The sequence below is a fragment of the Stenotrophomonas sp. P5_B8 genome, from assembly GCF_054049855.1.
Genome location: NZ_JBFULO010000004.1, coordinates 20,252 through 36,824, shown reverse-complemented (window position 1 = coordinate 36,824; position 16,573 = coordinate 20,252). Strand labels below are relative to the sequence as shown.

The window sequence follows — 16,573 nt, the reverse complement described above, 5'->3', positions numbered from 1 at the left end:
GTCCCGGCAAGGGGGGCGGACCCTCGCCGCGCGCAGAGAAAAACGCGCCAACAAACCCTTACTGCAACAACGACCGCAACATCCACGCATACTTCTCGTGCGTCTGCAGGCGCTGGGTCATCAGATCTTCGGTCGGGGCATCGTCGGCGTCGTCGGCCACGTCCAGCACCTTGCGGGCGGTACGGCACACGGCCTCGTTGGCGGTGACCAACTGGCGTACCATCTCACGCCAGTCCGCACTGTCGGTCAGGCCCGGCTCCTCGGCGATCGAGGTCAGGGCGGCGAATTCGCGGTAGGAGCCCGGGGCGTTGAAGCCCAGTGCACGGATACGTTCAGCGACGTCATCCAGGGCCGCCCACTGTTCGGTGTACTGGGTCTCGAACATGGTGTGCAGCGAGTTGAACATCGACCCGGTCACGTTCCAATGGAAATTGTGGGTCTTCAGGTAAAGCGTGAACGCGTCCGCCTGGAAGGCCGACAGTCCATCGGCGATCTTCTTGCGATCGCCCTCCTTGATCCCGATATCGATATTCGGGGCCGACGGGGCCGCCGCGCCGAGCTGCTGCTTGGCCGTCTTGGTTTTTGCCGGGGTCTTGGTCGTCTTCGCCATGGGAGAACTCCTTATGGATGGGATGAATCGGATGGCCTTCACAATAGATCAGACTACCCTTTCAGTAGTAAACAAAAGTTCTAAACGAATCGATTGATGAGCGCTATCGAAAAACCACATGCAGCACGCCTGGCCCAGCAGCAGGCCGCGATCAACGGGGCCATGAGCCGCGACCGCGGTCGTTTGCTGGGGATGCTCTCGCGTTGGCGGGCCAAACCGGGCGATGCGGGTCTGGCGGCGGCGTTCGAGCAGGCCTTGCAGGCGTCGGTGCAGCGCCGTGAAGCGCGTGCGCGGAATCTGCCGGCCATCACTCTGGACGAGCAACTGCCGATTGCGCGTGAAGCCGAGGCGATCACCGCGCTGATCCGCGCGCACCAGGTCGTGGTGATCGCCGGCGAGACCGGCTCGGGCAAGACCACCCAGCTGCCCAAACTGTGCCTGGCCGCCGGTCGCGGCGTGGCCGGCATGATCGGCTGCACCCAGCCGCGACGGATTGCCGCACGCGCCGTGGCGACGCGTGTGGCGCAGGAACTGAAATCCGAACTGGGCACCACCGTGGGGTACCAGGTGCGCTTCACCGACCGCGTCGGCGATGACACCCGCATCAAGTTCATGACCGACGGCATCCTGCTGGCCGAGATCAGCAGTGACCGCTGGCTCTCGCAGTACGACACGATCATCGTCGACGAAGCGCACGAGCGCAGCCTCAACATCGACTTCCTGCTCGGCTACCTCAAGCAACTGCTGCACAAGCGCCCGGACCTGAAGCTGATYGTCACCTCGGCGACCATCGACACCTCGCGTTTCGCCGAACACTTCAACGATGCCCCGGTGATCAGCGTCGAAGGCCGGACCTTCCCGGTGGACGTGCGCTATCGCCCGCTGGAAGGCGAAGGCGGCGGCGACGCGGACGGCGGTCGTGATGGCGAACGCACCGTCAATGAGGCCATCGTGGCGGCGGTGGATGAAATCACCCGGATCGATCCGCGGGGCGACATCCTGCTGTTCTTCCCCGGCGAGCGTGAGATCCGCGACGCCCACCAGGCGCTGGAACGGCGCAAGTACCGCGAGACCGAAGTGCTGCCGCTGTATGCGCGGCTGTCGGTCAAGGACCAGGACGAGGTGTTCAACCCGGGCGGCAAGCGTCGCATCGTGCTGGCCACGAACGTGGCAGAAACCTCGCTGACCGTGCCGCGCATCCGCTACGTGGTCGATCCGGGCCTGGCCCGCATCAAACGCTACAGCCCGCGGCAGAAGCTGGACCGGCTGCATATCGAAGCGGTATCCCAGGCCAGCGCCAACCAGCGCAAGGGCCGCTGCGGACGTGTTTCCGAAGGCATCTGCTACCGCCTGTATTCGGAGGCGGATTTCCAGTCGCGGGCGGAGTTCACCGATCCGGAAATCCGCCGCTCCAGCCTGTCCGGGGTGATCCTGCGCATGCTGCAGCTCGGCCTGGGCCAGATCGAGGATTTCCCGTTCCTGGAAGCGCCCGACGAGCGTGCCATTGCCGATGGCTGGCAGCAGCTGGGCGAGCTGGGCGCGGTGGATGCCGAGCGCCGCCTGACCCCGGTGGGCCGCCAGATGGCGCGGCTGCCGGTGGACGTCAAGCTGGCGCGCATGCTGGTGGCCGCGCAGGCGCAGGGCTGCCTGCGGCCGATGCTGGTGATTGCCTCGTTCCTGGGCATCCAGGACCCGCGCGAGCGCCCGCCGGAGGCCCGGGGCGCGGCCGATGCGGCGCACGCGTTGTTTGCCGACGGGCGCTCGGAGTTCGTTGGGGTGCTGCGGCTGTGGGATGGCTATCGCCAGGCCCACGAGGACCTCACCCAATCCAAGCTGCGCGGCTGGTGCGAACGGCATTTCCTCGGCTTCCTGCGCATGCGCGAATGGCGCGAGCTGCATCGCCAGCTGCGCGTGCTGTGCGAGGAGCTGGGCTGGACCGAAGAACCCGCCGCGACCGCGCTGGAACCGCTGCTGGCCGGCTCGACCGCGCCGGCCCCGGCGCGCGATGACGAGGCCAAGGTCAAGGCGACCCGGGGGCAGCAGCATCGCGCCGCGCGCCTGGCCCGCGAAGGCAAAAGCGAGCCGCCGGCCGCGCCGGCGCCCGCCACGGCGGCGGCGGTCGAACCCCGAGAGGCGCGCGGTGGCTTCAGCGACAAAGTGCGCGCCGCCGCCTACCAGACCCTGCATCGCGCGCTGATTGCCGGCCTGCCCACGCAGATCGGCCACCGCAGCGACAAAGGCGATTTCCTCGCCCCGCGCCAGCGCCGCTTCCTGCCGTTCCCTGGATCGGTACTGGCCAAGCGGCCGCCGCCGTGGCTGCTGACCGCCACGCTGCTGGACACCCAGAAAATCTGGGGCCTGACCAATGCCGCGATCGAGCCGGACTGGGTGATCGCCGAGTTGCCGCACCTGCTGCTGCGCAAGCACTTCGACCCGCACTGGTCGCGTGCCCAGGGCCAGGTACTGGCCTCGGAGCAGATCAGTCTGTTCGGGCTGGTGCTGGCACCGAAGAAACCGGTGCACTACGGCCGCATCGCGCCCGGCGAAGCGCACGACATCTTCGTGCGGCAGGGCCTGGTCACCGGCGAGATCAACACCCGTGCCAGCGTCATCGCCGACAACCTCAAGGTGCTCGCACAGGCCCACGAGGAGGAAGCCAAGCTGCGCCGCGCCGGCATCGTCGCCGACGAAGGTTGGCAGGCGCGCTGGTACCTGGACCGGGTGCCGTCGGAGATCCACTCGGCCACCGCGCTGGATACCTGGTGGAAGGGCCTGGCCCCGGAAAAACGCCGCGCACTTGCCTGGTCGCTGGCCGACCTGCTGCCGGGCGAAGGCAGCGATGCCGAACGCTATCCCAAGTACCTGCCGCTGGGCGACGCACGCCTGGCGCTGCACTACCGTTTCGAGCCGGGCAGCGAGGACGACGGCGTCAGCCTGGACGTGCCCCTGCACCTGCTCAATGCGCTGGATGCGGCGCGGCTGTCGTGGCTGGCGCCCGGCTTTGTTGCCGACAAGGCCTCGGCACTGATCCGCAGCCTGCCCAAGGCGATGCGTCGCAACTACGTGCCGGCACCGGACTTCGGCCGGGCGTTTGCAGAGGCGTTCCCGGACCCGAGCGCCGATGACATCCGTGGCGAACTGGCGCGCTTCCTGTCGCGCGCCACCGGTGCACAGGTGGCCGCGACCGATTTCGATGACGCCGCGCTGGACGCCCACCTGCGCATGAACCTGCGCCTGTTCGATGCCAACGGCACGCTGCTGGCCAGTTCGCGCGACCTCGACGCCTTGCGTGCACGCTTCGGCGGGCAGGCCGGCGAGGCCTTCGCCGCCCGTGCCGGACGCGCGCTGGCCGTGGCAGGGCTGCGCGATTTTCCGACCACGCCGATCCCGCTGCAGGTGCCTGGCGAAGCCGGCGTGCCGGCCTATCCGGCGCTGGTGGACGAAGGCGAGACGGCTGCGCTGCGGATCTTCGCCGACCCTGCCGAAGCGGCCGAACGGCATCCACTGGGCGTGCGCCGCCTGCTTGAAATCGCGTTGGCCGACAAGGCCAAGCAGGCGCGCAAGCAGTTGCCGGTGCCGCCCAAGACGGGCCTGCTGTACGCGGCGATCGAATCGCAGGAACGCCTGCGCGGCGATCTGGTCGATGCGGCGATGAACGCGATGCTGGCCGACGGCCTGGGCGATATCCGCGATCCGGCGACGTTCGCCCATCGCCGCGACGTGGCCGGCAAGGGCCTGTTCGGCGAGGCGATGGCGCGGCTGAAACTGGCCGAGAACATCCTGGCCCACGTGGCCGAACTCAAGCCCTCGCTGCAATCGACCCTGATGGGCTGGGCACGCGGCAACCTGGACGACCTGGAGCAGCAGTTGGCGGCGCTGGTACATCCCGGTTTCCTGCGCGATACCCCGGCCGATGCCCTGGCGCAGTACCCGCGCTACCTGCGCGCGATGATCCTGCGCAGCGAGCGTGCCAAGCGCGATCCGCCGCGCGACCAGGCGCGCATGCTGGAATTGCGACCGTTCCTGGATGCGCTGGCCGAGGGTGAGGCACGCGGGTTGCGCCAGCGCCCGCAATGGCAGGCACTGCGCTGGGACCTGGAAGAATTGCGGGTCTCGCTGTTCGCGCAGGAACTGGGCGCGAAAACCGGTGTGTCGGCCAAGAAGCTGGCCCAGCGCGTGACCGCGTTGCGCCAGGCCTGAACCGGCCATGCCCCGTGCCGTAGGGCACGGGGCAACGGGTCGGTCCACCGGCTTACTTGATCCGGCGCACCTTGGCGCGGATGTTCACCCCGTCCACGCGCATGTACCAGACCCCGGCCACGCCCGGGGTGATCGCGACCGCGGCGTCGGTCTTGCGCCCGCCCGACAGGGTCGTGTCGTCGGTCTGCTCCCATTCCTGCGCGTTGGCGAACACGTACTTGCGGCCCTTGCCAAAGCCGCGGAACTCGCCGGGCAGGGTGGTGGCGATTGGTTCCTTGCTGCCGAAGTCGAAGAAGCCGCGGTTCTTGACGATCACTTCCTGGCGGCCTTCTTCGCGCGCCTGTTCGCGGACCTGTTCGCRCACCTCGGCGGTGGCCGCAGCAACCTTGCCCTGCAGCCAGCCATTGAGGGCGGCCAGTTCGGTCGGGCTGAGCTTGTCGAGCCCGGCGGCCTTGAATTCGGCCGGCGACATCTGCTGCTGCAGGTCGCCCTCGACCACGCGCTGTGCCAGCGCGGGGCCGGTCATGCTCAACAGGACGGCCGCACTGGCCAACAAGCGTAGACGGGAAAAGCGCATGGCAGGTCTCCGGTGGTTTGCCGCAGTGTAGGGCCAGCGGCGGCGTTAGGGGACGGGCGGCATGAGCTCATGCGCGGGGATACGCGCGTTTTGATTGTCCGCAGGCGGTCGCGGCGCTAGTGTAGATGCCTCTGTCTTGCCTGCATGATGCTGTGAACCGCGCTTCTGTCCCCGGCCTGGATGCCTTGTTGAACCGACCCTCGGCGGCGTTGCTGCCGCCTGCGCTGCGCGAGGCGCTGCTGCAGCGCTGGCAGCTGCCCGAGGCCGACCCACAGATGCACGCCAGCTGGTCGGTGCTGGCCGATACGCTGGACGCGCTGGCGCTGTTGTCGGCCGATGAGAGTGCCTTGCTGGCCGCGCTGCTGTTCGACCTGCCGTGGCTGCGTGCCGGCCTGGACGCCCTGCCGCTGGGGCCGTTGAAACCGGCCGTGGTCGGCCTGCTGGAAGGCCAGGACGCGGCAGATCAGGTCTGGGCGCTGCACGCCGGGCGCGATGCCGGGCGCAACAGCGAAGGCCTGCGCCGGCTGCTGCTGTCGATCATCCAGGACCTGCGGGTGGTGCCGGTGCTGCTGGCCCGGCAGTTGGCGCGCATGCGCGGTGCCGACCGCCAGCCTGAAGAAGAGCGCCGCGCGCTGGCCCAGCTGACCCGCGACATCCACGCCCCGCTGGCCAATCGGCTGGGCATCTGGCAGTTGAAATGGGAACTGGAAGACCTGGCCTTCCGTCACCTGGAACCGGAGACCTACCGGCGCATCGCGCGCGAAGTGGACGAGACCCGGCTGGCGCGCGAGCGCTACGTGGAAACGGTCAAGAAGGTGCTCTCGCGCGAGTTGCTGGCGCAGGGCATCAGCGCCGAGGTCAGTGGCCGCCCGAAGCACATCTACAGCATCTGGCGGAAGATGCAGAAAAAGAAGCTGGCCTTCGAACAGCTCTACGACATCCGTGCGGTGCGGGTCATGGTGCAGGACGTGGCCGCCTGCTACGCGGCGCTGGGCGTGGTGCATTCGCTGTGGGCGCCGGTGCCCAGCGAGTTCGACGATTACATCGCCCGCCCCAAGGCGAATGACTACCGGTCGCTGCACACTGCGGTGATCGGCCCGGAAGGCCGCACCATCGAAGTGCAGATCCGCAGCCACGACATGCACGCCCAGGCCGAACTCGGCGTGGCCGCGCATTGGCGCTACAAGGAAGGCAGCAAGGGCGCTRAAAAGGCCTTTGACCGGAAGATCACCTGGATGCGCCAGCTGCTGGAGCATTCCCAGGACGGCCAGGCCGGTGAGCTGGCCGGCGCGCTGGATGCGGAGCTGACCGAGGACCGGGTCTACGCACTGAGTCCCAAGGACGAGGTGATGGACCTGCCGCAGGGCGCCACCCCGCTGGATTTCGCCTACCACGTACACACCATGGTCGGGCACCGCTGCCGTGGCGCCAAGGTCAACGGCCGCATCGTGCCGCTGACCTACCGGCTGCGCAGCGGCGACCGCGTGGAGATCCTGACCGGCAAGGAGGCCGATCCGCGTCGCGACTGGCTGCTGGTTTCCAACGGATACCTGGCCAGCAACCGTTCGCGTGAAAAGGTGCGTGGCTGGTTCCACAAGCTCGACCGCGCACGCAACGTGCAGGCCGGGCGCGACCTGCTCGACCGCGAGCTCAAGCGCCTCGGCCTGCAACATGCCGATCTGGCCATCGCGGCCAAGAAATTCCATGCCGACAGCGTCGATGACCTGTATATCCAGGTCGCGCTGGGCGACACCGGACCCAACCAGGTCAGCCGCGCGCTGCTCGAGGCCGAGCGTGCGGCCAGCCAGCCGGCCGCACCGGCGCTGCCCCGGCCGACCGCGCGCCGCGACAGCCTGGGTAAATCCAAGTTCACCGTGCAGGGGGTGGGCAACCTGCTGGTGCAGCTGGCGCGCTGCTGCCAGCCGGTGGCCGGCGAACCGATCGTCGGCTACCTCACCCGCGCCCGTGGGGTCACCGTGCACCGCACCGACTGTGCCGCACTGGCGCGGCTGTCGGCCACCAGCCCGCAGCGGATCCTGCCGGTGGAGTGGGGCCAGGCCGGCAGTGGCTATGAAGTGGATGTGGTGGTCGATGCGGTCGATCGGCGCTGGCTGCTCAAGGACATTACCAACCTGATCGCGCAGGAAGATGCCTACGTCCTGGATATCCACAGCGACAACGTGCGCAACAGTGGCCGCGCGCACCTGCGGCTGCGGCTCAAGGTCAGCGACTACGGCCAGCTCTCCACCTTGCTGGGCAAGCTGGATGCTCTGCCCGGGGTGAGCGAAGCGCGACGTCTAGGCTGACCTCACGTGGCCCACGCTAGGCTCAGGGAATGAGCCACCCCCCTGACCACGAAGACGCCGCGCATGCCGCGCTGCGCAGGGTGCGCCGTGAGGGCCGCTGGTGGTGGCTGCAGGCGCGCCATGCGCGGCGTGTCTGGCGTTGGGTGCTGCCGATCGCCGCGCTGGTGTTCATCGCCCTGGTGATGCTGCGCGGCCCACTGGCCAACTGGTTCTGGAACGAGCCACAGATCGAACAGCTGCTCGATCAGGGCGACCGCGCGCTGGCTGCTGGCCGCCTGAGTGCAGACGATGGCAGCGGCGCGCGCGAGTTGTACCAGGCCGCGCTGGCGCTGGATGGCGACCGCAGCCAAGCCCGTACCGGGTTGGCGCGGACCGCGCAGGCGGCGTTGCAGCAGGGGCGCGAGGCACTCGACCGCGGCGATATCGAGGCGGCGCAACGTGGACTTGCGTTGGCGCGCGCGCTGCAGGTGCCGCAGCGCGATGCCGCGCAGCTCGCGCAACGATTGGCCCAGCGTGGCACCGCCCATGCCGGCATCGCGGTGCTTCTGGGGCGTGCCGAGGCGGCCTTGCAGGCCCAGCGCCTGGACGGGGATCTGGACAGCGCATTGCCGCTGTTCCAGCAGGTGCTGGCGGTAGCGCCAAACCAGCTGCGTGCGCTCGAGGGCCGCGAGGATGCCTTGTCTGATCTGTTGCAGCAGGCACGCGATGCCTGCGGGCGCGGCGATCTGGCGCGGGCGTCGGCGCTGCTGGGCAGCGCGCGCGGCTACGACCCGGGGCATGTTGAYCTGCCGGTCACCCAGGAAGCGCTGAACAATGCCCTTGAAGCACGCCTGCGGCAGGCGAACCAGGCACTGYGGCGGCAGCGCTGGGACAGTGCTGCGGCCGACTTCCAGACAGTACTGGCGGCCGCGCCGGAGGACCCGGTGGCGCGGCAGGGCCTGCAGCACGTGATCGACGCGCAATTGGCCAACGCCACCCGGCYGGCGGGCGACTTCCGCTTCGAACAGGCCGACCGCGCGCTCGCCGCGGCGCAGGCGCTGGGGGCAACCGAGCGTGCGCTGGGCGCGGCCCGACAGGTGCTGGCGCAGGCACGCCAGGCCGCGCAGGCACTGAAGACGCCGGGGGCGCCGCGCGCACAGCGCGAGCGGCGTCTGCGCGCGCTGCTGGCGCGGATCGTGGACGCCGAAGCGCGGGGGCAGTTCCTGTCGCCACCCGGCGGGAGTGCGTATGACGCGCTGCGTGAGGCGCAGGCGCTGGCCGCCTATGACCCGCGCGTGCGCGCGGCGGCGCAGCGGCTGTTGCCGGCCAGCCGCAGCTGCTTCGAAGATCGCCTGCGCGAAAACCGGGTGCAGGCGGCGGGCGCTTGCCTGGAGGCCTGGCAGACATTGTCACCGGGCGAGGCCACGCTGTCGGCGGCACGTCGCCGCCTGGCCCAGCGTTGGTTGGCGATCGGCAGCGAGCGGCTTGGCGCGGGCGACCTGGCGTTCGCGCAACAGGCATTGGCGCAGGCGCGGCACTGGCAGCCGGACCTGGCCGAACTGGGCGAGTTCGAGCAGCGCCTGCGCGATGCGGGCGGCCCGGGTTGAGGCCTCAGTCCAGGAATACCCGCTGCACGGTGTCGCGTGCGGTTTCCAGCGAGAAATGCGCGGCCACGTTGTGTCGCCCCGCACTCGACAGGCGTTGCCACAGCGCCGGGTCCTGGTACAGGCGCACCACTGCGGCGGCGAACGCGGCGGCATCGTCGGCCACCAGCACATCCTCGCCGTCATGCAGGTGCATGCCCTCGACCGCGCAGGTGGTGGCGACCACCGGCTGGCCGTGGGCCATGCTCAGGTTGATCTTGCCCTTGACCCCGGCGCCGAAGCGCAGCGGCGCCACCGCGATCCGGACCTGGTCCATGTAGGGCGTCACCACCGGCACGAAACCATGGATTTCGACGCCCGGCTGGGTGGCCGCCAGCGTCCGCAGCGCATCGGGAACATCGGCGCCGATGCAGTGGAAGCGGATCTGTGGCAACTGCGCGCGGATCAACCCGAATACCTCGCCGATGAACCAGTGCATGGCATCCACGTTCGGTGGATGGCGGAAGCCGCCGACGAACACCAGGTCCTGGCGGTCGGCCCAGTCGCCGCCGCCGGGCGCGACTTCGTGCAGGTTGGAGATCAGTTCCACTTCCWGGCCCGGCGCGTCGGTCTTCAACTGCTCGCGTTCGGCCGCGCTGACCAGCACGGTGACATCGCTGGCGGCCATCACCGCCAGTTCGCGCGCGCGGGTGCGCTCGGCATCGCGCAGCAGCCCGGCGTTGCCGGCCAGTTCGGCGCCACGGCGTTCGCGCAGGTAGTGCAGGTCCACGGTATCGAACACGGTGCGGGCCTGGGGCGCGTAGCTGCGCAGCAGCGGCAGGCATTCGCTGGCCACATGGTGGCGCACCATCATCACCACCGCAAAGCGCGGCCCGTGTTCGCGCAGCCACGGCCCGATGCCCTGCAGGAACGGCGCATACCAGACCTCCACGCCCAGCCGCTGCAGCGCCTCGGTGGGGGCGCCGGCATGTTCGCGGCGGGTCGGGACGAACACCACGTGGGCGCCGCCGTCGATCAGCATGCGAATCAGGTTGTACTGGCGCAGCGAGCCGGAATCGCGGTCGGGCTGCGGCACCGCTTCGTCCAGGATCAGGACCTGGCGCTGTCGGCGATGCAGCAGCGCGGGCGAGGGCACGCTGCCGACCGGCGGCTGGGCAAGCAGCGCCTGCGCCCATTTGTCGGCGAAGACGCTGCGGTTGCGCACCTGGTAGGCCTTGACCCCGCTGCCGGTGTCGGTGCCGTTGCTGGTGCCTTCGTCATGCACCAGGCGGCTGGCCGGCTGCACCAGCACGCGCAGGCCGGCGGCGCGCACGCCGAAGGCCAGGTCGGTGTCTTCGTAATAGGCCGGGCGGTAGCGGGTGTCCAGGCCGCCCAGCTGGTCCCACAACGCACGCGGGATCATCAGCGCCGCACCGGAGCAGTAATCGGCATCGCGCAGGGCGGTGTAGCGGGGATCTTCGGCCGATTCGAAGCGGCCGTAACTCCAGCCGCTGCCATCCTGGAAGACCACGCCGCCCGATTCCTGCAGACGACCGTCCGGATACAGCAACTGCGCGCCGACCAGGCCGGCCTGCGGCACCTGCACGAATGTGGCCAGCAACGCATCCAGCCAGCCCGGCTGCGGCACGGTGTCGTTGTTGAGCAGCACCACATAGCGGCCGCGCGAACGCGCCACGCCGTCATTGCACGCCTCGATGAAGCCGCCGTTGCGCTCGCGGACCTCGTAACGGAGCCCGTGGATCTGGCGCATCCATTCAGCGGTCTGGTCGCTGCTGCCGTCATCCACCACCAGGATTTCGCAGGCCGCGTGCGGCGGGTGCGCGGCCAGGGCGCGCAGGCAGGCCAGGGTGTGCGCGGCCTGGTTGTAGACCGGGATGATGATGCTGACCACCGGTGCGTGGCTTTCGGGCACGCTGAACGGCGCGAAGGGCAGGGCGGCGGGCTGGTACAGCGGCGCGCGGCGCGGCGGCGGCAGTGCCTGGGTATGCACGCGGATGCGCTGCCAGGTGGCGCGCCAGCCCCGGGTACGCAGGCTGGCCAGACTGCGGTGGAACAGACCGAGCATGCGGTTCAGGAAATAGCGTGCATCGGCCAAGGACATCGACATCCCGTTGCAACTCCAGCTTAAGCGGGGGAACCCGGGAGAACGCGCCGCTCGCGGTGGCTGCGTTAGACTCGCCGGAATTCATATTCTCGCATCCCCGTGCCCCGACGCTACGATTCCGACGACATCGACGAGTTCGAAGACGACACCGAAAGCCGCGGCCCGCTGTGGCGGCGACGGTTGATCACCTGGGGCATGGCGGCGTTCGCGCTGGCACTGGGGTTCCTCATTCCCTATACGGTGTACCTGAACAAACAGGTCACCCAGCGCTTCGGCGAGCTGCGTTGGCAGATCCCTACCCGCGTCTACGCCCGCCCGCTGGCGCTGGCACCGGGCGTGGCGATGGATGCGGCCACGCTCAAGACCGAGCTGGCCGCGGCGGCCTACCGCGATGACGGCACCGGCAAGTCCGCGGCAACCTACAGCCAGGAAGGCGGCCGCTTCGTCATTGCCAGCCGTGGCTACAACGATGTCGATGGCCGGGTCGCCCCGCGCCGCGTGGAGTTGAGCCTGTCCGGTGGCGAAATCGCCTCGCTGCGCGATGCCGACAGCCGCAAGGCGATCAAGGCCGCGCGGCTGGATCCGGCGCGGATCGCCACGCTGTACGGGCAAAAGCAGGAAGAACGCCGGCTGGTGCGCATCGAGGACACCCCCGAACTGCTGGTCACCGGCCTGCAGGCGGTGGAAGACAAGGACTTCAACCGCCACCACGGCATCGACCTCAGCGGCATCGCCCGCGCGATCTGGGTGACCCTCCGTTCCGGCGGCCAGAGCCGCCAGGGCGCGTCGACCCTGACCCAGCAGCTGGCGCGCAGCGGCCTGCTCGGGATCGGCAAAGAGCAGACGGTCACCCGCAAGTTCAACGAGGTGCTGTACGCGCTGATCATGGAAGCGCGCTACGACAAGCGCACCATCCTGGAGGCCTACCTCAACCAGGTCTACCTCGGCCAGCGCGGCAGCCAGGCGATCCACGGCATGTCCTCGGGCGCCGAGTTCTGGTTCGGCCGCGATCTGTCTTCGCTCAACACCGAGCACGTCGCGCTGCTGATCGGGCTGGTCAAGGGTCCGTCCTACTACGACCCGCGCCGCAATCCCGAGCGCGCGCTGGACCGGCGCAACTTCGTGTTGGGCAAGCTGCACGAAAGCCAGTTGATCGATGACGGCGAGTACCAGCGTGCGCTGAAGGCGCCGCTGGGCGTGCCCAAGACCCCGGGGCTGATCGCCGCCAACCGTTTCCCGGCCTATGTGGACCTGGTGCGTCGCCAGCTCGGCCACGACTATCCCGAATCGGTGCTGCAGGGCGCCGGCCTGAGCGTGATGACCGGCATGGCGCCGTCGGCGCAGGCCTACGCGGAAGGTGCGGTCACCAAGACCATCAAATCGCTGGAGAGCAAGAAGCGCCCCGAGCTGCAGGCGGGTATGGTGCTCACCGACGTGCACAACGGCGATGTACTGGCCGTGGTCGGCAGCCGCGACGTGTCCGAACCGGGCTTCAACCGCGCCATCGAGGCGCAGCGGCCGGTCGGTTCGCTGCTCAAGCCATTCGTGTACCTGCTTGCCCTGGCCCAGCCGGACCGCTATTCGCTGGCTACCTGGGTGGACGATTCGCCGGTGACGGTGCAACTGGGACGCGGCCGCAACTGGTCCCCCGGCAACGCCGACAACCGCAGCCACGGCACGGTGCGCCTGATCGATGCGCTGGCCCATTCCTACAACCAGGCCACGGTCCGGGTGGGCATGCAGGTCGGCCCGGAGCGGGTGACCCAGCTGATCCACGTACTGGCCGGGCTCAAGGCCGACCCCAACCCGGCGGTGATCCTCGGTTCCACCGACCAGAGCCCGTATGCGATGGCCCAGCTGTATCAGTTCCTGGCCTCCGGCGGCGAGATCCAGCCGCTGCATGCGGTGCGCGGCGTGCTCGACCCGCAGGGCAAGCTGATGAAGCGTTATGACAAGACGCCTGCGCCGGCCCAGGAAGGCGACTCGATTGCCGCCAACCTGATCAGCATCGGCCTGCAGCAGGTGGTGGCCAGCGGGACCGCGCAGCGTCTGAACGCCGACGGCCTCGGCCGCCTGCAGCCGGCCGGCAAGACCGGCACCACCAACGACGGCCGCGACAGCTGGTATGCCGGCTACACCGGCGACCACCTGGCGGTGATCTGGATGGGCAACGACCAGAACGAACAGGCCGGGCTGTATGGCGCCACCGGTTCGATGCGGGTGTGGTCGGGCATATTCCAGCGCCTGCCCAGCGCGCCGTTGAAAGTCAGCAGCAAGGGCCTGGACTGGCAGTACGTGGATGCCAGCGGCACCGGCAGCACCGATGAAACCTGCCCCGGCGCGCGTCGCTTCCCGTTCGTGGTCGGCTACGCGCCGGCGTATGCGCCGTGCACGGCCCCGACCGCCGTGCCGGAAGGCGAGGGCGGTGAAGCCACTGGCGAAGGCGGTGGCTGGCGCAGCTGGTTCGGGCTGGACAAGAAGCCCGAGCCTGCCGCCGAGCCGGCCCCGGCCGCTGCAACCCCTTCCCCAGCGCGATGATTCCGGAACGAGGCCGGCCCGCATGACTCACCGTACCCTGATCCGGTCCGCATCCCTGCTCACTCTGAGCTTGGCGCTGACTGCCTGCGTCACCCCGACCGCGCCGGTGAAGGCGCCGGTGGACACCACGACGCCTGCCCAGCGCATGGCGGCGGTGGACGCGGTGGCCGCCGGTGCCGACGAAAAGGAACTGGCGATACAGCCGCTGCGCGATGCCGAGATCGAAGACCTGCGCATGACCGCGCAGGCCCGGCGTCAGGCCAACGACCTGGCCGGCGCAGCCGATGCATTGAACCAGGCGCTGCTGATCTCCGAAGGCGATCCGTCGATCCTGCAGGAACGTGCCGAGATCGCGCTGCTGCAGGGCGACTGGGCGCGCGCGGAAACCCTGGCGCGCAAAGCGGTCGAGCTGGGCTCCAAGACCGGCCCACTGTGCCGCCGTCACTGGGCCACCATCGAGCAGTCGCGGCTGGCCCGTGGCGAAAAGGAAAACGCGGTCTCCGCGCACGCGCAGCTGGAAGGTTGCACGGTGCCCGGGATCAAGCGCTATTGATGTAGTGCCGGCCGCTGGCCGGCACTAACATTCCTTCATGTCCCGCCTTGCCCATGCCAGCAGCGAAGCCCTCAGCGAGGGCGGTACGCTCGCCAGCCAGCTGGATGCCTTCGTCGCACGCCCGGCGCAGCTGCGCCTGACCGTGGCCATCGCCGAGGCCTTCGACCAGCGCGATGTGCTGCTGGCCGAGGCCGGGACCGGCACCGGCAAGACCTACGCCTACCTGGTGCCGGCGCTGCTGTCCGGGCTGAAAATCATCATTTCCACCGGCACCCGCGCGCTGCAGGACCAGCTCTACCATCGTGACCTGCCACGGGTGCGTGCCGCGCTCGGCGTCGGCCACAGCAGCGCCCTGCTCAAGGGCCGCGCCAACTATTTGTGCCGTTACCGGCTGCAGCAGGCGCGCGGTGAGCCCCGCTTCGTGTCGCCCGAACAGGTCGCGCAGTTCCAGCGCATTCTGGCCTGGTCGGGGCGCACCCGTTTTGGCGACATGGCCGAGCTGGACGCGCTGCCGGAAGATTCCCCGCTGTACCCGATGGTGACCTCCACCGTCGACAACTGCCTGGGCACCGAGTGCCCGTTCTGGGACGACTGCTTCGTGGTGCAGGCGCGCCAGCGTGCACAGGCGGCCGACGTGGTGGTGGTCAACCACCACCTGCTGCTGGCCGACCTGGCGCTCAAGCAGGAGGGCTTCGGCGAGATCCTGCCCGGCGCGCAGGCGTTCGTGATCGACGAAGCGCACCAGCTGCCCGAGCTTGCCGCCAACTTCTTCGGTGAAAGCTTCGGCATGCGCCCGTGGCAGGAACTGGCGCGCGACTGCCTGGCCGAAAGCCGCAGCGTGGCCGGCGCGCAGGCCGCGCTGCAGGTGCCGGCCGCAGCGCTGGAACAGATCCTGCGCGACCTGCGCACCGCCATGGACGGGTTGCCCCCGCGTGGCACCCAGTGGCGCGCACTGACCGTGCCGCAGGTGCGCGACGGCTTCGATGCGGCGATGAGCGCGCTGGTGAACCTGCGCGATGCACTGGTCGGCGTACGCGAGGCCTCGCCCGGACTGGATGCCTGCCACGCCCGGGCGCTGGAAGCGGTGTCGCGGCTGTCGCGCTGGCTGGGCGACGACGCGCCGATGCTGGATTTCGATACCGACCCCGAGCACGCGCCGGCGCCGGCGGAAGTGTTGTGGTACGAACTGACCCCGCGTGGTTTCCGTTGCCAGCGTACGCCGATGGATGTGTCCGGTCCGTTGCGCGAGCATCGCCAACGCTCGATGGCGGCGTGGATATTCACCTCGGCCACGCTGACCGTGGACGGCGGCTTCGAGCATATTTCCCAGCGGCTGGGCCTGGACGATCCGGTCACGCTGCTGCAGCCCAGCCCGTTCGACTGGGCCACCCAGGCGCTGTGCTACCTGCCCACCGATCTGCCCGATCCGGCCGCGCGCGGCTTCGGCACCGCGCTGATCCGCGCGCTCACGCCGGTGCTGGACGCTTCGCACGGACGCGCCTTCCTGTTGTTCGCCTCGCACCGCGCGTTGCGCGAGGCGGCCGAGGCATTGCGCGATGCGCCCTGGCCGTTGTTCGTGCAGGGCGAGGCGCCGCGCGCGACGCTGCTGCAGCGGTTCCGCGAATCGGGCAACGGCGTGCTGCTGGGCTCGGCCAGTTTCCGCGAAGGCGTGGACGTGGTCGGCGACGCGCTCAGCGTGGTGGTAATCGACAAGCTGCCGTTCGCCGCGCCGGACGATCCGGTCTTCGAGGCCCGGCTGGACGCGATCCGCCGCGATGGCGGCAACCCGTTCCGCGACGAACAGCTGCCGCAGGCGGTGATCGCGCTCAAGCAGGGCGTGGGCCGGCTGATCCGCAGCGAGACTGACCGGGGCGTGCTGGTGCTGTGCGACCCGCGCCTGCTCAGCCGCGGCTACGGCCGGATCTTCCTGGATTCGCTGCCGCCGTTCCGGCGCACCCGTTCTCTGGACGATGTGCGCGGCTTCTTTGCGCCACAATGGCTGCCTGCCGACCTGCCGTCGCCGCCGGTTTCTGCGGCGCCCCCGTCCGTTGCCCCCGTGCTGCCCGCTGCACCTGATGAATTCCCCACTTCCCTGTTCTGAC

The 16,573-nt window shown here is 69.3% G+C and carries 9 protein-coding genes; 6 read left to right on the top strand and 3 right to left on the bottom strand.

Features of this window, described 5'->3' with window-relative positions; all coding sequences use genetic code 11:
- Window positions 1–58 precede the first annotated feature (58 nt).
- Window positions 59–610 carry a Dps family protein gene (locus ACXJKH_RS00560; RefSeq protein WP_256776879.1) on the bottom strand — a complete coding sequence of 184 codons (552 nt, stop codon included), beginning with the start codon at window positions 608–610 and terminating at the stop codon, window positions 59–61.
- Between the two features lie 96 nt (window positions 611–706).
- Here ACXJKH_RS00560 and hrpA point away from each other — a divergent pair, with 96 nt between their 5' ends.
- Window positions 707–4,810: an ATP-dependent RNA helicase HrpA gene (hrpA, locus tag ACXJKH_RS00555; protein WP_457317892.1), complete on the top strand. Its 4,104-nt coding sequence runs from the start codon at window positions 707–709 to the stop codon at window positions 4,808–4,810.
- A 52-nt stretch (window positions 4,811–4,862) separates the two neighbouring features.
- Here hrpA and ACXJKH_RS00550 read toward each other — a convergent pair whose 3' ends face one another.
- Entirely contained in the window at window positions 4,863–5,387 is a 525-nt protein-coding gene (locus ACXJKH_RS00550) for a hypothetical protein (protein ID WP_457317891.1), read from the bottom strand.
- Between the two features lie 125 nt (window positions 5,388–5,512).
- Here ACXJKH_RS00550 and ACXJKH_RS00545 point away from each other — a divergent pair, with 125 nt between their 5' ends.
- Together ACXJKH_RS00545 and ACXJKH_RS00540 are read left to right on the top strand one after the other, a co-directional pair.
- Window positions 5,513–7,693, top strand: coding sequence for a RelA/SpoT family protein (locus ACXJKH_RS00545; RefSeq protein WP_457317890.1), 2,181 nt, complete (start codon window positions 5,513–5,515; stop codon window positions 7,691–7,693).
- A 29-nt stretch (window positions 7,694–7,722) separates the two neighbouring features.
- On the top strand, window positions 7,723–9,279 hold the full coding sequence (locus ACXJKH_RS00540) for a hypothetical protein (protein ID WP_457317889.1): 1,557 nt from the start codon (window positions 7,723–7,725) through the stop codon (window positions 9,277–9,279).
- A gap of 4 nt (window positions 9,280–9,283) precedes the next feature.
- Here ACXJKH_RS00540 and ACXJKH_RS00535 read toward each other — a convergent pair whose 3' ends face one another.
- Window positions 9,284–11,383: a glycosyltransferase gene (locus ACXJKH_RS00535; RefSeq protein ID WP_457317888.1), complete on the bottom strand. Its 2,100-nt coding sequence runs from the start codon at window positions 11,381–11,383 to the stop codon at window positions 9,284–9,286.
- Window positions 11,384–11,479: 96 nt separating this feature from the next.
- Between ACXJKH_RS00535 and mrcB the strand changes: the two genes are divergently transcribed.
- The 3 genes from mrcB to ACXJKH_RS00520 are packed head-to-tail and all read left to right on the top strand — an operon-like array spanning window position 11,480 to window position 16,572.
- Window positions 11,480–13,918: a penicillin-binding protein 1B gene (gene mrcB, locus ACXJKH_RS00530; RefSeq protein ID WP_457317887.1), complete on the top strand. Its 2,439-nt coding sequence runs from the start codon at window positions 11,480–11,482 to the stop codon at window positions 13,916–13,918.
- Between the two features lie 22 nt (window positions 13,919–13,940).
- Window positions 13,941–14,471, top strand: coding sequence for a tetratricopeptide repeat protein (locus ACXJKH_RS00525; RefSeq protein ID WP_256776872.1), 531 nt, complete (start codon window positions 13,941–13,943; stop codon window positions 14,469–14,471).
- Window positions 14,472–14,508: 37 nt separating this feature from the next.
- On the top strand, window positions 14,509–16,572 hold the full coding sequence (locus ACXJKH_RS00520; RefSeq protein WP_457317886.1) for an ATP-dependent DNA helicase: 2,064 nt from the start codon (window positions 14,509–14,511) through the stop codon (window positions 16,570–16,572).
- Window position 16,573 lies beyond the last annotated feature (1 nt).